The sequence below is a fragment of the Labrys sp. (in: a-proteobacteria) genome (assembly GCF_047605565.1).
Classification (GTDB): domain Bacteria; phylum Pseudomonadota; class Alphaproteobacteria; order Rhizobiales; family Labraceae; genus Labrys; species Labrys neptuniae.
The window spans coordinates 23,705-45,396 of sequence record NZ_JASGFM010000009.1; the positions used below are offsets into that span (position 1 = coordinate 23,705).

Annotated in this window: 15 protein-coding genes; 4 read left to right on the forward strand and 11 right to left on the reverse strand. The window is 63.9% G+C overall.

Annotation, left to right across the window (positions count from 1 at the left end):
- Positions 1-7 precede the first annotated feature (7 nt).
- Genes QM672_RS10785 through QM672_RS10800 form a run of 4 tightly spaced genes read left to right on the forward strand, consistent with a single transcriptional unit; the run spans position 8 to position 3,911 of the window.
- Positions 8-1,024: an ABC transporter permease subunit gene (locus tag QM672_RS10785; protein ID WP_311939120.1), complete on the forward strand. Its 1,017-nt coding sequence runs from the start codon at positions 8-10 to the stop codon at positions 1,022-1,024.
- Positions 1,014-1,946, forward strand: a complete 933-nt coding sequence (locus tag QM672_RS10790) for an ABC transporter permease (RefSeq protein ID WP_415082499.1) — start codon at positions 1,014-1,016, stop codon at positions 1,944-1,946. Before QM672_RS10785 ends, QM672_RS10790 begins: the two co-directional genes overlap by 11 nt.
- Before the next feature lie 22 nt (positions 1,947-1,968).
- A complete protein-coding gene (locus tag QM672_RS10795) occupies positions 1,969-2,955 on the forward strand; it encodes an ABC transporter ATP-binding protein (protein WP_311939124.1) in 987 nt (328 codons plus the stop codon).
- Positions 2,955-3,911, forward strand: a complete 957-nt coding sequence (locus tag QM672_RS10800) for a dipeptide ABC transporter ATP-binding protein (protein ID WP_311939126.1) — start codon at positions 2,955-2,957, stop codon at positions 3,909-3,911. The genes QM672_RS10795 and QM672_RS10800 overlap by 1 nt, the downstream gene beginning before the upstream one ends.
- A 224-nt stretch (positions 3,912-4,135) precedes the next feature.
- Here the strand turns inward: QM672_RS10800 and QM672_RS10805 are convergent, their stop codons facing one another.
- The 11 genes from QM672_RS10805 to QM672_RS10855 form a co-directional block, all read right to left on the reverse strand.
- On the reverse strand, positions 4,136-6,658 hold the full coding sequence (locus QM672_RS10805) for a caspase family protein (protein ID WP_415082502.1): 2,523 nt from the start codon (positions 6,656-6,658) through the stop codon (positions 4,136-4,138).
- A gap of 153 nt (positions 6,659-6,811) precedes the next feature.
- A complete protein-coding gene (locus QM672_RS10810) occupies positions 6,812-8,713 on the reverse strand; it encodes a caspase family protein (protein WP_415082504.1) in 1,902 nt (633 codons plus the stop codon).
- Between the two features lie 44 nt (positions 8,714-8,757).
- Entirely contained in the window at positions 8,758-11,331 is a 2,574-nt protein-coding gene (locus QM672_RS10815) for a caspase family protein (protein ID WP_415082506.1), read from the reverse strand.
- Positions 11,332-11,717: 386 nt separating this feature from the next.
- Positions 11,718-13,109 carry a hypothetical protein gene (locus QM672_RS10820; RefSeq protein ID WP_415082508.1) on the reverse strand — a complete coding sequence of 464 codons (1,392 nt, stop codon included), beginning with the start codon at positions 13,107-13,109 and terminating at the stop codon, positions 11,718-11,720.
- Positions 13,110-13,178: 69 nt separating this feature from the next.
- Positions 13,179-15,407, reverse strand: coding sequence for an ATP-dependent RecD-like DNA helicase (locus QM672_RS10825; protein WP_415082510.1), 2,229 nt, complete (start codon positions 15,405-15,407; stop codon positions 13,179-13,181).
- Positions 15,408-15,496: 89 nt separating this feature from the next.
- A complete protein-coding gene (locus tag QM672_RS10830) occupies positions 15,497-16,726 on the reverse strand; it encodes an MFS transporter (RefSeq protein ID WP_415082512.1) in 1,230 nt (409 codons plus the stop codon).
- 204 nt (positions 16,727-16,930) lie between these two features.
- Entirely contained in the window at positions 16,931-17,584 is a 654-nt protein-coding gene (locus QM672_RS10835) for an outer membrane protein (RefSeq protein WP_415082514.1), read from the reverse strand.
- A 657-nt stretch (positions 17,585-18,241) separates the two neighbouring features.
- Complete coding sequence (locus QM672_RS10840) at positions 18,242-18,895, reverse strand: outer membrane protein (RefSeq protein ID WP_367623811.1); 654 nt, start codon at positions 18,893-18,895, stop codon at positions 18,242-18,244.
- A gap of 504 nt (positions 18,896-19,399) precedes the next feature.
- Positions 19,400-20,182, reverse strand: coding sequence for a bifunctional hydroxymethylpyrimidine kinase/phosphomethylpyrimidine kinase (gene thiD, locus QM672_RS10845; RefSeq protein ID WP_367623812.1), 783 nt, complete (start codon positions 20,180-20,182; stop codon positions 19,400-19,402).
- The gene (locus QM672_RS10850) at positions 20,179-20,814 is read right to left on the reverse strand and encodes a thiamine phosphate synthase (RefSeq protein WP_415082517.1); all 636 of its coding nucleotides are present in this window, start codon (positions 20,812-20,814) and stop codon (positions 20,179-20,181) included. Before QM672_RS10850 ends, thiD begins: the two co-directional genes overlap by 4 nt.
- Positions 20,811-21,608, reverse strand: a complete 798-nt coding sequence (locus QM672_RS10855) for a thiazole synthase (protein WP_415082519.1) — start codon at positions 21,606-21,608, stop codon at positions 20,811-20,813. Before QM672_RS10855 ends, QM672_RS10850 begins: the two co-directional genes overlap by 4 nt.
- Positions 21,609-21,692: the final 84 nt, after the last annotated feature.

Consider the following 21,692-nt stretch of genomic DNA (forward strand, 5'->3'; position numbering starts at 1 on the left):
AGCGCCCATGCTGACCTTCCTGCTCAAGCGTGTCGCCATGACCGTTCCGACCTTCATCGCGCTGGTCGCCTTGGCATTCTTCGCCATTCGAATGGTTCCCGGCGACCCGGTCGAAGTGCGTGTGGGCGAAAGAGGTATTTCGCCCGAGCGCCTGGCCGAATTCCGTCACCAACTCGGTCTCGACCAACCTGTCTACGAGCAGTTCGGCCGCTATCTCTGGCAACTCCTGCATGGTGATTTCGGCACCTCCATCGTCACCCAACGGCCGGTGCTGACCGAGTTCTTCACCCTCTTTCCTGCCACGGTGGAACTGGCCTTCGCAGCCATGATCTTCGCCGTCGGCCTCGGCATTCCCTTCGGAATCCTTGCCGCCCTGCAGCGCGGCAAGTTCGCCGACTACATTGCCACAGCCTTCGCCGTGATCGGCAATTCCATGCCGATCTTCTGGTTCGGCATCCTCCTGATCCTGCTGGTTTCCCTCAAGCTCGATCTGACGCCGGTCGGCGGGCGTATCGACACGGCGTTCTATTTCGACGAGGAAACCAGTACCGGCTTCATGCTCTGGGACGCCTTCTGGTCCGACCAGGAGGGCGCGGTCTGGTCTGCGCTGCAGCATCTCATCCTGCCCGCCATCGTGCTCGGCACCATCCCTCTGGCGGTGATCATGCGCATCACACGCTCGGCCATGCTGGAAGTGCTGAACGAGGACTATGTCCGCACCGCCCGGGCCAAGGGGTTGTCGCCGCTGCGGGTGATCGGCCTGCATGCCCTGCGCAATGCCATGATCCCGATCGTCACCGTGGTCGGCCTGATGATCGGCATGCTGTTCGCCGGCGCGGTGCAGACGGAATCGGTGTTCTCCTGGCCCGGCGTCGGCAAGTGGCTGATCGATTCCTTCTCGCGCCGTGATTATCCCGCGCTCCAGGGCGGCATCCTGATCATCGCCATCCTCGTCACCTTCATCAATCTCTTCGTCGATCTGCTCTACGGCGTCATTAATCCAAGGATTCGCCATGGCCGCTGACACGCAAGCCGCGGCGGCAATCCGCCCGGCCAAGCCGCCTTCCGCCACCGCCGAGATCTGGGACTCGCTCAAGCAGAACAAGGGCGCCGTCGCGGGCCTTGTCGTGCTCGTCCTCGTGGTTCTCGTTGCCGTTTTTGCCGATTTCCTGGCTCCCTACGCACCCTATAATGCGGCGGGCTGGCCGGACGCCGGCCATCCCGGTCATGTCGGCCAGCCCCCGGCCTGGGTCGAGGGCGGCAGTTGGGAGTTCATCCTCGGCACCGACAAGAGCGGCGGTCGTGACGTGCTTTCGCGCCTGATCTATGGCGCGCGCTACTCGCTCGGCATCGGCCTGACCGTGATGGCGGTCTCGATGCTGCTCGGAGTCATCCTGGGGCTGATCGCGGCCTATGTCGGCGGCTGGTTCGACTTCGTGCTGATGCGGCTGATGGACCTGATCATGTCCATCCCGGACCTGGTGCTTTCCATGGTGATCGTCGCCATCCTGCAGCCCGGCCTGGTGCCGACGGTCGCGGCCATCACCATCGTCTTCCTGCCGCGCTATGTGCGGATCGTCAGGGCCGCCGCCCTCGGGGAATTGTCGAAGGACTATGTCACCGCCGCCACGGTCGTGGGGGTCAAGCCGCCCCGTCTCCTGTTCCGCACCATCCTGCCCAATTGCATGGCACCGCTGATCGTGCAGGCGACACTCGGCGTCTCCGATGCCATCCTGCAGGCGGCGGCGCTGGGCTTCCTCGGCATGGGCGCGCAGCCGCCCATCCCCGAATGGGGCGCCATGCTCTCCGACGTGCGTCAGGACATCCAGAGCGCGCCTTGGCTCGCCATCGCGCCCGGCATCTGCATTCTGGTCACCGTGGTCGCCATCAACCTGTTTGGCGACGGTCTGCGCGATGCGCTCGATCCCAAGTTGAAGCGAGGGTAGACATGTTGGGGCAAGAATAGACATGGCGCTGCTCGAAATCTCCAATCTCACCGTCGAATTCCAGGTCAAGCACGGCTTCTTCCGGGCCGTGGACGGGGTCTCGCTCGCGATCGATCCGGGCGAGATCGTCTCCATCGTCGGCGAGTCCGGGTCCGGCAAGTCGGTCGCCATGCTGGCGCTGATGGGCCTCTTGCCCAAGACGGCCCGCATCACCGCCGACAAGCTGGCCTTCAACGGGCTGGACCTGCAAAAGATCACGCCGCGCGAACGGCGCAAGATCATCGGCCGCGACATGGCGATGATCTTCCAGGAGCCGATGACCTCGCTCAATCCCTGCTTCACGGTCGGCTTTCAGCTCACCGAGGCCATACGTGCCCACCTGTCGATATCGCGGCGCGAGGCGCGGGACCGGGCGGTGGAACTGCTGAAGGCTGTCGGCATCACCGATCCGGCGCGCCGCCTGTCGGCCTTCCCGCATCAGATGTCGGGCGGCATGAGCCAACGCGTGATGATCGCCATGGCGATCTCCTGCAATCCCAAGCTGCTGATTGCGGACGAGCCGACGACGGCGCTCGACGTCACCATCCAGGCGCAGATCCTCGATCTCCTGGTCAAGCTGCGCGAGGAACGCGGCATGGCCGTGGTGCTGATCACCCATGACATGGGGGTCGTCGCCGAAACGGCCGAGCGCGTGGTCGTGCAATATGCCGGCCAGCAGGTCGAGATGGCTAAGACGGGGCCTTTGTTCCACACGCCGCGCCATCCCTATACATCAGCCCTGCTGGCAGCCTTGCCGGAGCGGGCCACCTCGCAGATCCTGCCGTCGATCCCCGGCGTGGTGCCCGGCCAGTATGACCGCCCCCGCGGTTGCCTGTTCTCGCCGCGCTGTTCCTATGCCACCGATGAATGCCGCGCCGCACCGCCCAAGCGGGCCGGCGTGGACTATAACCAGGCCTTGTGCATCCACCCGCTGACTGGTGGCGAAGCGGCCCGCATGGAGGCCGTGTGATGGCAGTCCTCGTCGAAGCGCGTGATCTCGCGCGCTCCTATGAAGTCAAGCGCGGCATGTTCGGCGGCACGGCGACCGTCAAGGCGCTGGCCGGCGTGAGCTTCACGCTCGATGCCGGCAAGACGCTGGCGGTGGTGGGTGAGTCCGGCTGCGGCAAGTCGACCCTCGCGCGTTTGCTGACCATGATCGAGCAGCCCAGTGCGGGATCGCTGACCATCGGTGGCATCGATGTGAAGCTGGCGACGGCGGAGCAGCGCAAGACCCTGCGCCGCGAAATCCAGATCGTGTTCCAGAACCCCTTCGGCTCTCTCAATCCGCGCCAGACCATCGCGCAGGCGCTGGAGGAGCCCCTGCTGGTCAACACCAGGATGAGCTCGGGCGAACGGCGCGAAGCTGCCCTTGCCATGATGAAGCGGGTCGGCCTGCGCCCTGAGCAGGCGCTGCGCTATCCACATATGTTCTCGGGCGGCCAGCGCCAGCGCATCGCCATTGCCAGGGCCCTGATGCTCAGGCCGAAGATCCTGGTGCTGGACGAGCCGGTCTCGGCCCTGGACGTCTCGGTGCGCGCGCAGGTGCTCAACTTGCTCGCCGAACTGCAGCAGGAGTTCAAGCTCGCTTATATCTTCATCAGCCACGACCTGTCGGTGGTGCGCCACATCGCCGACGACGTGATGGTGATGTATCTGGGACGGGCGGTTGAGATGGGCACGCGCGACGCCCTGTTCTCGGCGCCGCAGCACCCCTATACCAGGGCACTGATGTCGGCGACGCCGCAGGCCGATCCCGACCGCAAGCGCGAGCGCATCGTGCTGCAGGGCGAATTGCCCTCGCCCTTCGCCCCGCCGACGGGCTGCGCCTTCAATCCACGCTGCCCGATCGTCAAGCCGCATTGCCGGGACGAACGACCGGGCCTGGAGCTGAAGCACGATCGCCTGGTCGCCTGTTTCGAGGTCTGAGGGCGCGCGCGCCGGCCCCCCTCATCCCCCTGCCGGGACCTCTAGTCAACTCGATAGAGTTGACGACACCCGCAAGGGGAGAAGGGATACTATTGAGGTCGGATTGCGGCTCCCGTCGCCGAACATCACGCAAGCCGGGTAGATTCCCTTCTCCCCTTGCGGGAGAAGGTGGCGGCAACCGGATGAGGGGAGATGCTCAACCTCTCGAAGCGGACTCCCACTCCCTACTTCCCCGGATTGAAGAAGAAGTCCTCGCCTGGCAGGGAACCGTAGGTGAAGGGCTCCTGCTGGCGTTCGGTCGCCTTCATCACATCGTCGCGCACCAGGCGGAAGAGCTTGCCGATCTCGACATTGGGCTTGCGCAGATTGGTGTCGAGCGCGGTGACGAAGGGCGAATTGCCATCCGCCCCGTCCAGCGCCACCTGGCCGGCCTTGGCGGCATAGACAACCAGGCTCGCGCCGTCAGGCTCGACGCGGCTGAGGCCGCGCGTGACGGCCCGCGTCGCGCTCTTCTTGGCCATCGAGCCCTCGAAGGGATTGTTGCGGCAAGCGTCGAGGATGACCAGGCGCAGCGACTTGGCGCCTTCGCCCGCTGCCATCACCCGGTCTAGCGGTACGGCTTCGAACAGGATGTCGCGCTCCTTCTCGAGCTTGGCATCGACCGGGATGAGGTAATTGACATTGTCGACCTCCATGCCGTGGCCGGCATAATAGACCACGGCCCAGTCGGCCTGCGCCGCCTTGTCCGAGAATTCTTGCAGGGCGCGGTTGAAGCCCTGGACGTCGAGGTCCTCCACCAAAGTGACGTCGCTGAAGCCGATGCTGCGGAAGGTCTCGGCCAACCGCGCCGCGTCACGCTTGGGATTGGGCAGGGGGCTGGTGCCGGTATAGGCACCATTGCCGATGATGAGGGCGATGCGCCTGCCCATCGACACCGGTGCCTGGGCCGGTGTCGAAGTTGCCGGCGTGGCCTGTTCGGCCGCCGGCGGATTGGCGGACCCGAACTTCTGCACCAGCGCCTGCTTGGCCTTTTCCAGGCCGGCGGCTGCAAGCGGATTGGAGGGAAACTGGCGCAGCATCGCCAGATAGTCGGCGGCAGCGAGGTCGGGCTGGCCGGCAGCGAGATAGGCATCGCCGCGCTGGCGCAGGATGAAGCTCTTGCGCCCGAGGCTGATGGCCTGGGTATAGTCGACGATGGCTGCGGCATAGTCCTGCTTTGCCGCCTGGGCCAGCCCGCGTGCGTGGAAAGCTTCGGGGGATTGCGGCGTGGTCGACAGGAAGCGCGTCGCATCGGCGATGGCACCATCCGGGTCGTTGCCATAGGCCTTGGCCATGGCGCGGTACATCAGGCTATAGGCATTCTTGCCGGGATCGGCCGTCAGTTCATCGCTGGCGGAGTCGACGGCGCGGCTCAGATCCGATGCGGCCTCGTCCTTGCGGCCGAGCTCGAGCAGCGCCACGCCGCGATTGAGGTAGTCGGGGGTGGCGGCCTTGCCGCCGGCGACCACCGAAGTGATGTTGTCGACGCTTTCCTGCAGACGGCCGAGCCTGAGGGCGGCGGAGGCGCGGTAGCTCAGCAGTTCCGTCCGAGTGGGTTTCAGGCGCAGGGCCTGGTCGAAATCGGCAATGGCCTGGGCATTGTCGCCCTTGGCGAAGCGGGCATAGCCACGCCCCGAGAAGGAGAGATCGTCATCCTGGCGCAGGGCGATGGCTTCGTTGTAATCGGCGATGGCCTTGTCGTAGTCGCCCTTGAGGTAGAAGCCCCAGCCCCGGTTCGAATTGGTGACGGCCAGCGTTTGGGGCAGGAGCAGATCACCCACCGCCAGCACGTCGCTGCAGGCTTTGACGATGTCGGCGGCCACCTTGGCCTGTCCGCAGAGCTGGCGATTGGCCCTGAGATCGGCGATCTCGGAAAGCGGTGCCTCCGCTGCCGAGCCACTGTCGTCGTCATCCAGCCGCAGCGAGCCGATCATGACCCCAAAGGCATCATAGGCCTCGAACATCTCCACCATCTGTGTGGTGTCCTTGCCGGTGTCGGCGTTCCAGCGGATGATCATGCCCCGCGCCGAACCGTCGGCGCCCTTGATGAAGCGGGCATAAAAGCCCAGGCTGTCCTTGGTGCCGAACAGCACGAAATAGGTCGGGTTACGCCCCGCCCGTGCCTTGAACAGCTTGGCCTGGACGATTCGGGTCACCTCCGGCGTGGCCTTCATAGCCTCGAAGCGCGCCTCGAATGGCATGTCTCCTGCCGAAAAGGCCTGTAGTTCCACGCTCATGTCCCAGCGCGGCGCCCGCAGGCGCAGGCCCGTCGGCGTTTCCTCACGGGCCGGCAGCAGCGAGGCCGGATAGTCGATGGTCATGCCCTGGGCACTGGCGGTCCTGAAGTCGAGCAGAGCTTTCTGCTTGGCCGCCTTGGTGCGGGCGAGCTTGATCAACTCGGGCGAGGGGATGCTGTTTTCCTCGAGCGGCTTGATGTTCAGGCTTCTCAGATTGTGTGATTGGAAATTCCGGATCGCGACGAAGGTCGCTTCGTCAAAACTGCCCCAGAGGGGGAAATTGGTAAGGCTGTTGTAGCCGGTGTTCCACGACAGGTCGGATTGCAGCTGGCGCAGTTGCGTGCTGCTCAATTGATCGCCGATCCGCTTGGCTTTCTCGAAGCGGGCATAGTCGATGATCTGCGCCGCGGCCGGAGTGGCGATGGCCAGCGTCAGCCCGATCAGGGCGGCGATCGTCTTCAAGCGCAACATTGGGGAACCCCGGATCGATAGGTTTGGCCAAGATTTTGATCGTCAGGCCGCAGGGGCCTGAGCTTGGGCGCATTCCTGCACCTTGGAGCTTCTCGCCATAACTGCGGGAAGCTGCAGTTCCCTGGAGAACATGGATGGTCCACACTCCAGCCCTCAGCCCGGATTGAAGATGAAGTCTTCGCCGGGCAGGGAGCCATAGGTGAAGGGCTCCTGCTTGCGGTCGGTCGTCTTCATCACGTCGTCGCGCACCAGGCGAAACAGCTTGCCGATTTCGATGCCGGGCTTCTGCAGGTTGGTGGTGAGGGCGGTGACGAAGGGCGAGTTGCCGCCGCTGCCGTCGAGGGCGACCTCGCCGGCCTTGGCGGCATAGACGACGAGCGTGCCGCCATCCGGCTCGACCCGACTGAGGCCGCGCGAGACGGCGCGCGTTGCCGTCTTGCGGGTCATGTTGGCCAGGAAGGGATTGTTGCGGCAGGCATCGAGGATGACCAGACGCATGCCCTTGGCGCCTTCGCTGGCGGCCATCACCCGATCGAGCGGCACGGCCTCGAAGGTGACGTCGCGATCGGACGCGAGCTTGGCATCGACCGGCACCAGATAATTGGTGTTGGCGATCTCGATGCCATGGCCGGCATAGTAGATCACTGCCCAGTCGGCCCCGTCGGCCTGGCTGGCGAAATCCTGCAGGGCGCGGTTGAGGCTGCGGAAATCGGTGTCCTCCGCCAGCGTCACCTCGGCAAAGCCGATCTTGCGCAGGGTGTCGGCGACCTTGGCGGCGTCGTTCTTCGGGTTCGGCAGGGCGGCGACATTGGCGTAGTTGGAATTGCCGATCACCAGGGCCACCCGGCGGCCGAGCTCGGCTTTGGCCTGGGATGGCGGGGCGCCGCCGGTGGTTGAGGCACTGTTACTCTGTGGCGGCGTGGCGGAAGCCTGCAGCTTGGCGGCCATGGCCTGCTTGGCCTTTTCGAGCCCGGTCATGGCCAGGGCGTTCCCAGCTATCTGGCTCAGCTGGGCCTGATAGTCGGCGATTGCCAGTTCGGGCTGCCCAGCGGCCAGATAGACATCGCCGCGCTGGCGTAGGATGAACAATTTCTTCCGATCCAGATTGATGGCCTGGGAAAAATCGGCCAACGCATCCCGGTAGTTCCGTTTGGCTGCATAGGCGAGGGCCCGGGCTTGAAAGGCATCGGCGGTCTGGGCCTGGGTCGACAGATAGCGGGAGATATCGGCGACGGCGCCGTCCGGATTGTCTCCGAGCGCCCGCGCGAAGGCGCGGTCGACATACCAATAGGCCTCCGGCGTACTGGTTCCTTCGATCTTTCCTGTGGCAAGCGCTTCGGCCTTGGCGAAATCGGCCTTTGCTTCGTCCGCTTTACCCAGTTCGATCAGAGCAAAGCCGCGATGGGTGTAATCGCCCGGGATGACATTGTTTCCTCCCTTCTCGATCTGAAAGGTGAGGTCGGTGACAGCCTCGTTGACCCGGCCCAATCTCAGCAGCGCCACGCCACGGTAGCCGTGAACCATGGCATTGTCGGGTGCCGTGCGCAGGGAGGTATCGAAGTCGCCAAGTGCCTTTTCATAATCGCCGACGTCGAAATAACTCCTGCCACGGTCGGCATAGTCTCCTGCGCCCTTCGCTCCCTTATTGACCGCCTCTTTGAAATCGGCGAGAGCCAAGTCGTTCTTGCCCTGTTTTCTGTAGAGGAGTGCGCGTAGCGTATAGTGTTTCGCCGATTGAGGGGTGAGAGCCAGCCCCTTGGTGACATCGGCAACCGCCGGGTCGAATTGCTGGAGCTTGGTATAACCGATCGCGCGGCTATAGAGCACCATAGCGCGGTTGGGTTTCGACAATTGCTTCTCGCCGGCGGAGAGGGCGGCCGTGCAGGCTGCGACGTTTTCGTTGCCATCCTTGGCCTTGAAGCAGATATCGATATAGCGCTGCAGCTCGGTGGCCGTGAGTTTCGTTTGCCCCTGGGCCGTCGTGGCGGCGGCCAAGCTCGTGCCGAGGATCACGGCAAGGAGTGTTCCGAGAATGGGCGGTTTCAATCGACGCATTGCGGCGGTTTCCGGTTTCTCACTCCGACTCATGCCTGTTGTCCTCAGCCCGGATTGAAGATGAAATCTTCGCCGGGCAGGGAGCCATAGGTGAAGGGCTCCTGCTTGCGGTCGGTCGCCTTCATCACATCGTCGCGCACCAGGCGGAACAGCTTGCCGATCTCGATGCCGGGCTTCTGCAGGTTGGTGGTGAGGGCGGTGACGAAGGGCGAGTTGCCGCCGCTGCCGTCGAGGGCGACCTCGCCGGCCTTGGCGGCATAGACGACGAGCGTGCCGCCATCCGGCTCGACCCGACTGAGGCCGCGCGAGACGGCGCGCGTTGCCGTCTTGCGGGTCATGTTGGCCAGGAAGGGATTGTTGCGGCAGGCATCGAGGATGACCAGACGCATGCCCTTGGCGCCTTCGCTGGCGGCCATCACCCGATCGAGCGGCACGGCCTCGAAGGTGACGTCGCGATCGGACGCGAGCTTGGCATCGACCGGCACCAGATAATTGGTGTTGGCGATCTCGATGCCATGGCCGGCATAGTAGATCACTGCCCAGTCGGCCCCGTCGGCCTGGCTGGCGAAATCCTGCAGGGCGCGGTTGAGGCTGCGGAAATCGGTGTCCTCCGCCAGCGTCACCTCGGCAAAGCCGATCTTGCGCAGGGTGTCGGCGACCTTGGCGGCGTCGTTCTTCGGGTTCGGCAGGGCGGCGACATTGGCGTAGTTGGAATTGCCGATCACCAGGGCCACCCGGCGACCAAGCTCGGCTTTGGCCGGAGGTTGCAGGGCGGCCAGTGCAGCCACCTGCGGTGAACCGGCCGTGGCTGGTGCATTGTTGCCCTGCGGGGTACCTGCGGTTGCCAGGAGTTTGGCAGCCATCGCCTGCCTGGCCTTTTCGAGGCCGACCATGGCGAGGGCGTTGCCGGGTGTAAGATTGAGTTGGGCCTGGTAATCTGCGATCGCCTGTTCGGGCTGGCCGGTCGTCAAATAGACATCACCGCGCTGGCGCTGGATGAACAAACGCTTGCGCCCCATGCTGATGGCCTGGGAGAAATCGGCGAGCGCCTTGGTGAAATCTTGCTTGGCGACATTGCCCAGTGCGCGCGCATGAAGGGCTTCGCTGGCCTTAGGGTCGATGGATAGATATTTGTCTGCATCGGCAATGGCTCCCTCGGCATTGCCAGTGAAGGCACGAACGAAGGCACGATAGACGAAATTGTAATTGTCCGTCTCGATCTTCGCGGTGGCGATGGCTTCTGCCTTGGCGAAATCAGGCCTGCCTTCTTCGGCGCGGCCAAGCTCGGCCAGCGCCTCTCCGCGATTCTTGTAGTCGCCGGCGCCGACCTTGTCGCCACCCCGCTCGATAGTGAAGTTCAGATCGGTCATGGCTTCTGCCGGCCGGCTCAGCCTCAGCAGCGCAGAGCCGCGAAGGGCGTGAGTGTCGATATCGTTCGGATCCAGGCGCAGCGATGCGTCATAGTCGGCGACGGCTTTCTGGTAATCCTCCAGGCCATAATAGCTGTTGCCGCGATTGGTATAGTCGGCCGCCGCCGGCGTTTTCTTGGCAAGGGCCTGGCTATAATCTGCCGCCGCGGCATCATATTTCGACTGGCCGTAGCGGACATGCCCGCGCTGCGTGTAATAACTCGCCTGGTCCGGATCGAGGGCGATGGCCTGGTCGAGATCGGCGAGAGCCAGATCGGCCTTGTTCTGCCTGTTGTATCCGACGGAGCGATTGTAGAGGACGGTCGGCCGGTTGGCCGCCAGCAGCGTGCTGGCCGACAGTGCCGCCGTGCAGGCGGTGACGATCTCGGCAGCGTCCTTCGCTTTGGCGCAGATGTCGAGTTGCCGGTTCAGCTCGGCAGTGGGCATCGCGATGGTGCCCTTCGGGTTCTGTCCCGCCGCTGCGGCGGTATAGGGATTGGCAACGGTCTTCGGCCGGATCGAGAGGCCCATGACGATGGCGCTGTTGCGAAAATCCGGCCGTTTCTTGCGGTCCCAGCTGGCGATGAAGCCGACGATCGCATCATCCTTCTGTGCGATACTCGTATAGATGGTGAATTTGGCGTCGCCGCCGACGATCACGAAACGGGTAGGCTGTCCTTCGCCCTGATCATCGAGCATGACGGAATATTTGACCTTGCCGGCGGCCTTCTTCATGTCGGCGAACATCTGGTCGAGCCGTTCGCGCGATCCCGTCATATTGATCAATTGGACCAGCGCGTCGCCCGAGGGCGTCGTGTAGCGCGTCTCTCCTTTGACCGTCTGCTGTTTGGTCAGCACGCCGGCTGGATAGCTGATCTTCAGGACGCCATTTTCCAGGGTTTTGAGGTTGGCCGTCCGCCGGATCGAAGCAACCCGGCCGTCCAGTTCGCTGACCAGGGCCGCACTGGGCGCCCCCGTTTCAGGCAGGTTGTTGCTGCGTTGATATTGGCGGATGGCCTGGTAGGTGGCGTTGTAGAAAATCCCCGAAACCGGCGGAGAGTTCTCTTCCGAAAACATGCCGGCCCAGGCCAGGTCTTCCTGCAGATTGGCGATCTGCTGGGCGCTCAACTGATTGGCCGCCGCCTGGGCGGAGGGGAAGGTGGCTTCCTGGCTTTGCGCAGCATGGGGCGCGGCCAAGGCAAGGACCACAGCCAGGCAGAGTTTCCTGCCGAGCCCCCCCGATGGGCCACGCCGGGAAACTCTTCCGAGGGAAGCGGCGATCGCTTTCAGTCGAAACATTTTAGGTTTTACCTCAGCCCGAACAGCAAGCCGGCCGTTTCCCTCGAGACCCTTGCCCGCCGAGATCCGCCCGCAGGGACCTTCGTCGACAGGTTTGGAGGCGAGGCCGAACTCTGGATCATTTGTTACAATGGATTGGCGTTTGGCAATAATGAAAAGTGCAAGTGACGATGCACCGGGACCTGTCGTAGCGAAGTGCCGAAGTTTGCCAAGAAGGGTGGCGGTCTTTTCTTACCATCGCGGCGCGGAGGGAGAGATACGCAAGTAACGCACCGGCCTGTAGGCACCCCCTTGCTCTATGGCTTCGGCGTGCAGGTCAGCGTGACGGTGGCTTTGCTCGGGTCGCCGCCGCGCTCGGGAGGCGTGACGCCGCTGGCGCGCAGGAAGGCGGTGACGAACAGGCCCTTCAAGGCTGTCGGGTCGCCATTGGCGGCGGCAAGGCCTGCCAAGGCGCCATCCTTGTCGATCAAGGCGCCGGGGGCGCCCGTTGCGAGCGATACGCGGCGACTGTCGTCATTGCTGCCAACCAGTGCCGTGATGGTGGTGGCGACCGGCGCGGAGCCGGACAGCAGGGCGACAGCATCACCTTGCGCCAGCGCCGGCTGCCGCCAGGCGAGCGGTGCCGGGCCTGGAGCTGGGTTGGCCCGGACCAGCGCGACGTCATTGCCGAGATCGCCGGCGACCACCTTGGCCGGGGCGCCGCCCTGCAGCGTCACCGTTTCGCATCCCGCCACCAGGCCGGCATAGGTCAGGATATCGCCGTTCGGCGACACAAGCGTGCCCGGGCCGGTTTTGGCCGCCGTCGAGGCGCCTGATGGCAAGGGCACAGGCGGACCGGTCGGCTTCGGCGGTTCGGGTGGGGGAGCCGGCTTGTCGGCGGGCTTGAAGATCGGCGGAGCCACTGCAGCCGGCTTGCCGCCATCGGCCAATTTCATCGAAGAGGCCATTGCAATGGAAACCCGATCGAAGCCGGGTGAAAGCGCCGGGTCCCAGCCGAGGGCGAAGCCGCGTGAATCGGTGTCGGTCTTGACGAAACGCAGATAGAAGCTCTTGCCGTCATTGCTGCCGGCGACCACCAGGAAATCCGGGCGCAGCAGCGAATAGGTCACCTTGCGCCCGGGCCGCTCCGTCTTGAGGCGGGTGAACAGGGCCTCGAAGCTCTCCTTCTCGGCCGGGATGGCGAGGATGTCGAGGGTGACGTCGTTCCCCTTGGTGTCGTTCTTGGGGGTGGCGAAATGGGGGCCGTTCTTGCCTTCCGTGCGCTCGGTGGTGAGCTTGGCCGGATAGCCCAGGGTGATGCCGCGTTCGGTGATTGTCGTAAAGCCGTAGCGCGCCGTGAATTTGGCGGCGTGCTGGGCGAGGGTGATGCGTTGGGGCGGCGTGAATATGCCGGTTTCCTTGGCCTTGATGCGCTTCTGGAAGGCGCGGATCGCCTCATAGCTGCGCTTGCCCATCTCGCCCGATGGCAGGGAGTTGAGATCGCCGGTCCAGATCAGGTCCTGCTGGATGGAGGCGAAATCTCCCGCTCCCATCGCTGCAGCCGCCGCCTTGGCAGCTTCGAAAGCGGCATCGAGGGGAGCGGCCGGTGCCGGCGCGGCGGGCGCCGGTTTCGTCTGGGCGGAAGCCGAACCGATCGGAACGGCCGAAGCCGCCAGCACCCAGGCGCCAATCATGGCTCGCCGCAACATTCCCGCCCCCATCTTTGCCGATCTCTGCAAGATGTTTGTATAGCGCCGTACCATGACGGCAAGGGTTCTTCAGGAAACATCCGGCGCGGGCGCAGCCAATTTTTCGCGGAGCCGGGTCCAGCGCCGACGCCCCATGGCATTTTCCGCCGCCAGCCTCAGGGCGCGTCTTTCGGCGACCACCACCACCAGCCGCTTGCCGCGGGTAATCGCCGTATAGAGCAGGTTGCGCGCCAGCATCGGATAATGGGCGTTGGAGATCACCACCACCACCGCCGGATATTCCGAGCCCTGGGCCTTGTGGATGGTGGTGGCATAGGCCGGCACCAGGCTGTCGAGCTGCGCGGTGGTGTAGTGGACGTCGCGTCCGTCGAAGGTGACGGTGAGCTGCCCCGCCTTCACATCCGTGCGGGTGACGAAGCCGATATCGCCGTTGAAGATTTCACGATCATAGTCATTGTCGATCTGCATGACCTTGTCATGCGGGGCGAAGGTACCGAATTCGCGCACGATCGCGCCTTCGCGGGCCGGATTGAGGACCTCGCGCAGCGCTTGCGTCAGCGTCTGCGAACCCAGTGGCCCCTTGTTCATCGGTGTCAGCACATGGATGTCCCTGACAGGATCGAGGCCAAAGCGGCGCGGCAGGCGGTTGGTGACGATGTCGATCACCTTGTTGGCGCCATCCTCAGCCGTCGCCATGTCGACGACGAAGAAATCGCCGTCATCGGGACTTTTGGCGCCTTCCGGCACCTCGCCGTGATTGACGGCATGGGCCGCGGCAATGATGCGGCTGGTTTCGGCCTGGCGGAACACTTCGGTGAGCCGCACCACGGGAATGACTTGGGAGGCGATGATATCGGCCAGAACCTGGCCGGGGCCGACCGAGGGCAACTGGTCGGCATCGCCCACCAGAACCAGCGCGGCACGCGGTGAAAGGGCATCGAGCAAGGCGCGCATCAGCTCGATGTCGATCATGCTGGCCTCGTCGGCGATGACGAGGTCGGCATCGAGCGGATAGGCCCGCTGTCGGCGGAACGTGCCCGAGACCGGATCGATTTCCAGCAGGCGATGGATGGTCTTGGCCTCCTGGCCGGTGCTTTCGGCCATGCGCTTGGCGGCGCGGCCGGTCGGCGCGCACAGGGCGATCGTCACATCCTTGCGCTCGAGCGCCTTGATGATGGTGTCGATGATGGTGGTCTTGCCGACGCCCGGGCCACCAGTGATCACCAGCAGCTTGGAAGCGAGGGCCGTCTCCACCGCGAGCGCCTGGGCGGGGGCGAGACGCTTGCGGGTGCGAGCTTCGGTATCCAGCACCGCCTGGTGCAGGCCCTCCTGACGCCAGGGCGGGCTGCCGCCGGCCATCTGCTTCAGCCTGGTGGCAACGGCCTCCTCGGCGTTCCACAGCGCCGGCAGGAAGTAGGACGGGGCCCCCTCGATGGTGTCGCCGATGATCAAGCGGGTCTGCAGCAGGCGGGTGGCGGCATCGTTGAAGAGATAGTCGTCCACCTCCAGCACACGGCCGGCCCGTTCGAACAGGGCTTCGCGCGGTACGCCGCAATGGCCGTTGGTGGCGCCCTCGCCCAGCGCCCAGAGCAGGCCGGCGGTGAGGCGCGAGGGATCCTCGCGTTCATGCCCGAGACTGAGGGCAAACTGGTCGGCGGTGCGGAAGTCGAACCCCTTGACTTCGCGTGACAGCCGGTAGGGATCGGCCTTGATCAGTTCGACCGCATTGGTGCCGAGCGCCTTCTGCACGCTGGCGGCACGCGTCGCCCCGAGCCCGTGCTCGGTAAGAAAGACCAGGACGTCACGGAACTCCTGCTGGGCGCTCCAGCCTTCTCGGATCAGGCGGATGCGCTGGGGCGACAGGCCCGCCACCTCGCTCAGCCGGTCCGGTTCGCTGTCGAGGACCTTGAGCGTGTCCTTGCCGAAGGCTGTCACCAGCTTCTTGGCGGTTTCCTGGCCGATGCCGCGGACCAGGCCGGAGGCAAGGTAGCGCTCGATACCGGATGCGGAGCCGGGCGGCGTGGTGCGGATGACATCGGCACGGAACTGCAGGCCTCGCTCGGGATCGACGCTCCAGCGCCCTTCCGCCTCGAGTTTTTCGCCGGGAGCGATGGCCGCGGTGCGACCGATCACGGTGGCCAGGTCCTTGCGCCCCTTCACCTTGACGCGGAGCACGGCGAAGCCGTTTTCGGCATTGTGATAGGTCACCCGGTCGATAATGCCGGAGATCGTCAGATCCGGAGGCACTTCACCGGGAGGAGTCGGCTTCGAATCGCGTTTGAAGGAGGACGTGCGCATGCCAGCACCATGGGCAGGCCGGGGCGACTTGTCGAGGCATGTCGTGTGAGGTGCTTGCGCCGATCGTGGAGGAGGGGAGAGCCTCCCCTTCACGCACTCCTGCTTGGGAAACGATCGGCATCGCGCAGCGACTTGAACAGGCGCGACCAGGCCAGGGCAACGAGGATCGTGCCCAGGCCGCCGAGCACCACGGCCTCCACCGGGCCGAACAGGGCAGCGGTAAGGCCCGATTCGAACTCTCCCAACTGGTTGGAGGTGCCGACGAACATGGCGTTGACGGCACTGACCCGCCCCCGCATTGCGTCGGGCGTGCCGAGCTGGACCAGGGTTGAACGCACCACCACGCTGACGACGTCGGCGGCACCCATCACCACCAGCGCCGGCAGCGAAAGTGCAAACCAGGACGACAGGCCGAAGACGATGGTGGCGAGGCCGAACACCGCGACGGCCCCGAACATCTTCAGGCCAACCCGCCGCTCCAGCGGCCAACGCGCCAGGATCAGGGACATGGACAGGGCGCCGAGGGCCGGGGATGCCCTGAGCACGCCGAGACCGAAGGCATTGGTGTGGAGAATGTCGCGGGCATAGATCGGCAGCAGGGCCGTGGCGCCACCGAGCAGCACCGCGACCATGTCGAGCGAGATCGCTCCAAGGATGATCGGCCGGCTCCTGATGAAGGAGAAGCCCGAAAACACCGATTTGAGGGTCGCCGGTTCGCGTGCGGCGGGCGGCACGAGGATCCGGAGCCGTGAAACCAGGATCGAGGCCAAGCCGTAGAAGCACGCGACGAAAAGATAGGCTGGGCCGGGGCCGACGATGTAGAGCAGGCCTCCCAAAGCGGGACCGATGATGGTGGCGGTCTGAATGGCTGAGGCCGACAGGGCCAGCGCGCGCGGCAATTGGCGGGGGCTGACGATCATCGGGAGCAGGGCGGCCGTCGTCGGCATCTCGAAAGTGCGACAGGCGCCGATCACGACGGCGGCGGCGAAAATGATCGCTGGGCTGATCATGCCTTGCCAGGAAGCAAAAGCGAGTCCTGCCCCCGTCAATCCCGCCACCATCTGGCAGCAACGCACGACGGTACGACGGTCGAAGCGGTCTGCGATATGGCCGGCTGGAATGAACAGCACCAGCATCGGCAGGAATTGGCAGAGGCCGACGAGGCCGAGATGAAGGGCTGAACGGGTGAGATCATAGATCTGCCAGCCGATCACCACGGAGATGATCTGGAAACAGCCGGTGGAAAACACGCGGGCTGTCCAGAACAGTCCGAAGTCGCTATGGCGAAGAAGGGAGGGCGTGTCCTGAACGGCGGACATGAAGGGCTTTCAATATGACTTGATGAGACGAAGAAAATAATGACTGCAGGACTAGGCATCGAAGCGAGGTCGCCGCAGGAGATGTCCTTGCCAATATTCCCGCCAGCTGTACCCAGACATGTGGCGATATTCGGTTCATGGTCCGGAAAAGAAAAAGCCCGGCTTTCGCCGGGCTTTTCCTGCACATTGATCCAGATACGCGGATCAGAACTTGTAGCTCACGCCGAGATTCAGGTCGACGGCGTCGAACTTCACCTTCGTGCGGTCGCCGGCAATGGTGACGCTCTTGTCGCCGAGGTCGATATAGCGGGCTTCGCCACGAACGATCCAGTTCGGGTCGATGGCGTATTCGACGCCGGCGCCAGCGGTCCAACCCACGCGGGTGTCGGTCTTGGAACCCACGCCGGCAATGCTGGTCTTGACGTTGCCGTAAGCAACACCGCCCGTCACGTAGGGCAGGATATTGTCGAAGGCATAGCCGAAGCGAGCGCGGGTCGAGCCCATCCACTCGTTCTTGAGGGTGCCGCGGGCAACGACTTCGCCATCGGTGATCGACTTCGACTTCTTGAAGCTCGAATAGTCGATGTCGGTCTCAAGACCAACGACCCAGCCGCCGTCGAACTGCGCATTATAGCCGGCATGCACGCCGCCGAGGAAGCCTGCACCGTCGAACTTGGCATGGTCAACCTTGCCCTGGCCGATCAGTGCACCGGCGTGGACACCAGCGTAGAAGCCGGTCCAGTTGTAGACGGGAGCGACGACCGGAGCGACCGGCTCGACAGCCTGGGGAGCCAGGTCGGCAGCGAAAGCCGAGGTCGAGGTGAGGAGGAGAGCCGCGAGGGCCAAACGCATTTTCATTACTAGGACTCCAGGGCCGGAAATTCAGTGTGGGAGCATATAAACAGAAACCGTCCTGGGAGTCTGTAGCATTCCGGTCACAGTGCTAGACAAACGAACGAAGCTGGAGTCGTGCTTGTTTCGAAAATCCAAAAACGGACCCATTGAGATAAGGTTAAAATTGTATTAGATTTATGAATGTAATAATTAAATTCGAAGAAATTTGAAATTAAATTCAGATGTACGGCCGCGTTGCAATGGGGTGGCGCCGATCCGTGACAATTGTGCCATCTTCAAGCCAAGTATAGTGTCGAGTTGTGCTTTGCATCGGCCGTTGCGCGACAGAGGCCGGTCTTGCCGAAGGTTGGTTCGGCACCAGTACACCCCGGCGTAGGGGCGAGAGGGAACTGGAACGTCCCACGGTCGGAACGGAACGAATCGCCAGGAATCGCAAAATGTTCTGGTGAGCGGCGAGCGCAGTCGAAGGAATGGCTCGGTCAGAACGAATTTTGTCCCGGAACTTGCTTCGAGCCGCCCTGGGAGCTGACCGTGGCGTGCGGCGCCGTGCCATAACGATAGCCAGCGTTTCGGCGTGGCTGTTTTGCAACCCGATACCGGCAAAAGAAAAAGCCCGGCTTCCGCCGGGCTCTTCCTTACGCAATGATCCAGATACGCGGATCAGAACTTGTAGCTCACGCCGAGGGTCAGGTCGGTGGAGTTGAACTTCACCTTGTGGCGAGTGCCGCCGAAGGTGCTGCTCTTGTCTCCGAGGTCGACATAGCGGGCTTCGCCGCGAACGATCCAGTTCTGGTCGATGGCGTATTCGACGCCAGCGCCAGCGGTCCAACCCACGCGGGTGTCGGTCTTGGAACCAACGCCGGCAATGCTGGTCTTGACGTTGCCGTAGGCAACACCGCCCGTCACGTAGGGCAGGATGTTGTCGAAGGCATAGCCGAAGCGAGCGCGGGTCGAACCCTGCCACTCGTTCTTGAGGGTGGCGCGAGTGACGATGTCGCCATCGGTGACAGCCTTGGACTTCTTGACGCTCGAATAGTCGATGTCGGTCTCGAGACCAACGACCCAGCCGCCGTCGAACTGGGCATTGTAGCCGGCATGCACGCCGCCGAGGAAACCGGTGCCATTGAGCTTGGCGTGGTCAATCTTGCCCTGGCCGATGGCAGCGCCAGCATGGATACCAGCGTAGAAGCCGGTCCAGTTGTAGACGGGAGCGACGACCGGAGCGACCGGCTCGACAGCCTGGGGAGCCAGGTCGGCAGCGAAAGCCGAGGTCGAGGTGAGGAGGAGAGCCGCGAGGGCCAAACGCATTTTCATAGTTCGATACTCCAAAAACCGGAAAATCACAGTGGCTGGATATAAGCAGAAAGCGTTGACGGAGTCTGTAGCGTTTTCGCCACACCGGCCTTCGAACTGGTGACAGGCCCGCGCAGATTTCAAGGCAAAAATAAGACAGATGCGATGGCATCATACAGTTAAAATGCAATTAAATGACTTTCGCGGTCGCAAAAGTTTTCCCAATAGAATTTGAGTTTCGGGGTAATTAATAAAAATTCCAAGAACTATACGTGTTGTTTGAATTGAACGTCAGCGAATTAGCCGTAGGGTATCACCGCTGTCGGTGGCGATGAGGGGGGATCTATGCTTGTGAGACGCTTCATGCTGCTCTGCAGCACGGTCCGGACCAAGTCGAGCCGCTTGGCAATTGTGCAAAGAACCTGCCCCATTTGCGCCACATTGTGGGGCGGAATGTGGCGTGGGATTGCTTTGCTGCAATGAGGGGGCAGGACTGCATCTTTTGCATGGCTGCTCGATTTTCTCTCAAAAAGGCACGGCAGGGCCACAGCCACACCCGATTTGGAGCTTGATTCCGGCTTTCAGGCAATCCGCCAGCCATTCCTTGGCGCGTCCAACCGAGGCGGCGAGTGTGCGGCCGCCCGCGAGGTTGGCGGCAATGGCCGAAGAGAGCGCGCAGCCCGTCCCATGCAGGTTTGGGGTTCTGACCCAGGCTCCGGCAAAGCGCCGGGTATCATCGCGGGTAGCGAGAATGTCGACCGCCTCGCCGAGATGGCCATGTCCCCCCTTCAGCAGGACTGCCCGCGGACCGAACTCGAGAAGGGCCTGGGCTTGCTCGATCATTTGCGCTTCGCTCTCCGCCAATGCCTCGTTCAACAGGATTGCCGCTTCCGGCAGATTTGGCGTCAGGCAGGTGGCGAGCGGCAGGAGATCGGCCTTGAGGGCCGCGAGCGTCCCCGTCTCGCCCAGCAGCCGGCCGGTGCTCGCCGACATCACCGGATCGAGCACGATGGGCAATCCCAAGCCTGTCAGCCTTTCGGCGATGGCGCGCGCGTGCCCGGCGCTCGGCACCATGCCGATCTTGATGGCTCTGACCTCGAAATCGTCGAGCACGGCATCGAGCTGCGCTGCGAGCACGTCCGGCGGGACTGCATGGATGGCGCTGATGCCGCGGGTGTTCTGCGCCGTCACGGCGGTGATAACAGTGGTGCCGAACACGCCGAAGGCGCGAAAGGCGGCAAGGTCGGCCTGGATACCGGCTCCGCCGCCCGAATCGGAACCGGCAATGCTGAGCGCGATTGCCGTCATGTCCTGACCGAAGCCGGCCGGGTCGCGGCCAACCAGGCTTGGGTACGAGCGTCCGGATCGGGATGCCTGACAACGTCGCTGACCATGGCGATGACGTCGGCCCCGGCGGCGAGGCAGGCCGGCGCCCGTTCGAGGGTGATGCCGCCGATGGCGACCAGCGGCAGGTCGCCGATCAGCTTTTTCCATTCGCCGATGCGCTCCAGCCCCTGCGGAGCGAAAGGCATCACCTTGAGCGTGGTGGGATAGATCGGCCCCAGCGCCACATAATCAGGATCGCGCGCGAGCGCGCGCGCGAGCTCGGCGTGGTCATGCGTCGAGATGCCGAGCTTCAGCCCTGCAGCGCGGATGGCGGCGAGGTCGGCAGTGTCGAGGTCGCCCTGGCCGAGATGGAGGAAATCGGCACCGGCCGCGATGGCCGCCCGCCAATAATCGTTGACCACCAGATCGGCGCCATAGGCGCGGCAGACCGTCAAGGCTGCGCGGATCTCGGGCATAACAGTCTCGTCGTCGCGATCCTTGATGCGCAGCTGCACCAGTTTCGTGCCCTGCTTTACCAGTCGCTCGACCCAGTCGACGCTGTCGACCACGGGATAGAAGGGATCGAGCCGCCAGATAGTGTCGATGATGCTCATGCCAGCACCGCCGAATCCAGATTTGCCTGGCCGAAGACTGGTGTCGAGGGGGCTGCCATGTCGCGCGGCAACATGGGGTCGGCAAGGAAGGCGAGGCGCCCGGCCTCGATGCCCAGCGCAAAGGCCCGCGCCATGCCGGCGGGATCGCCCGCCTTGGCGACGGCGGTGTTGAGCAGCACCGCGTCATAGCCGAGTTCCATGGCATGCGCCGCGTGCGATGGCGTGCCGATGCCGGCATCGACCACCAGCGGAATGCCGGGGAAATGCGCCCGCATGCTGCGCAGCCCATAGACATTGTTGAGACCGCGCCCCGAGCCGATCGGTGCGCCCCAGGGCATCAGCACCCGGCAGCCGGCGTCGACCAGGCGTTCGGCCACCACCAGGTCCTCGGTGGTGTAGGGGAATACCTCGAAGCCTTCGGAGACGAGGATGCGGGCCGCCTCCACCAGGCCGAAGACATCGGGCTGCAAGGTATCGGCGTCGCCGATCACCTCCAGCTTGATCCAGCTCGTGCCGAAGACTTCGCGTGCCATCTGCGCCGTCGTCACCGCTTCCTTCACGCTATGGCAGCCGGCGGTGTTGGGCAGCACCTTGACGCCGAGCTCGCGGATCAGGCCCCAGAAGCTCTGGCCGCTGCGCTCCCCGCCGGACTCCCGGCGCAACGAGACGGTGACGATGCCGGCCCCGGACGCGCGCACGGCCTCGGCGAGAATGGCGGGCGAGGGATATTGCGCCGTGCCGAGCAGCAGGCGGGAGGTGAAGGGGGTGTCGTAGAAAATGAGGGTGTCGGTCATGGTGTCATTTCCGGGTGCGCGGACGTCTCGTCCGCTCTTGAACCGCAACGCGTCGTGAAAAGGGAAGAGCGGACATCGCGACAT

Excerpts from the sequence above, each read along its gene's own strand:
- QM672_RS10795 (WP_311939124.1), top strand. The coding sequence starts at position 1,969 with ATGGCGCTGCTCGAAATCTCCAATCTCACCGTCGAATTCCAGGTCAAG.
- QM672_RS10820 (WP_415082508.1), bottom strand. The coding sequence starts at position 13,109 with ATGTTGCGGCGAGCCATGATTGGCGCCTGGGTGCTGGCGGCTTCGGCC.
- QM672_RS10850 (WP_415082517.1), bottom strand. The coding sequence starts at position 20,814 with ATGAGCATCATCGACACTATCTGGCGGCTCGATCCCTTCTATCCCGTG.
- QM672_RS10800 (WP_311939126.1), top strand. The coding sequence starts at position 2,955 with ATGGCAGTCCTCGTCGAAGCGCGTGATCTCGCGCGCTCCTATGAAGTC.
- QM672_RS10840 (WP_367623811.1), bottom strand. The coding sequence starts at position 18,895 with ATGAAAATGCGTTTGGCCCTCGCGGCTCTCCTCCTCACCTCGACCTCG.
- QM672_RS10855 (WP_415082519.1), bottom strand. The coding sequence starts at position 21,608 with ATGACCGACACCCTCATTTTCTACGACACCCCCTTCACCTCCCGCCTG.
- QM672_RS10790 (WP_415082499.1), top strand. The coding sequence starts at position 1,014 with ATGGCCGCTGACACGCAAGCCGCGGCGGCAATCCGCCCGGCCAAGCCG.
- QM672_RS10830 (WP_415082512.1), bottom strand. The coding sequence starts at position 16,726 with ATGTCCGCCGTTCAGGACACGCCCTCCCTTCTTCGCCATAGCGACTTC.
- QM672_RS10825 (WP_415082510.1), bottom strand. The coding sequence starts at position 15,407 with ATGCGCACGTCCTCCTTCAAACGCGATTCGAAGCCGACTCCTCCCGGT.
- thiD (WP_367623812.1), bottom strand. The coding sequence starts at position 20,182 with ATGACGGCAATCGCGCTCAGCATTGCCGGTTCCGATTCGGGCGGCGGA.
- QM672_RS10835 (WP_415082514.1), bottom strand. The coding sequence starts at position 17,584 with ATGAAAATGCGTTTGGCCCTCGCGGCTCTCCTCCTCACCTCGACCTCG.
- QM672_RS10805 (WP_415082502.1), bottom strand. The coding sequence starts at position 6,658 with ATGTTGCGCTTGAAGACGATCGCCGCCCTGATCGGGCTGACGCTGGCC.
- QM672_RS10785 (WP_311939120.1), top strand. The coding sequence starts at position 8 with ATGCTGACCTTCCTGCTCAAGCGTGTCGCCATGACCGTTCCGACCTTC.
- QM672_RS10810 (WP_415082504.1), bottom strand. The coding sequence starts at position 8,713 with ATGCGTCGATTGAAACCGCCCATTCTCGGAACACTCCTTGCCGTGATC.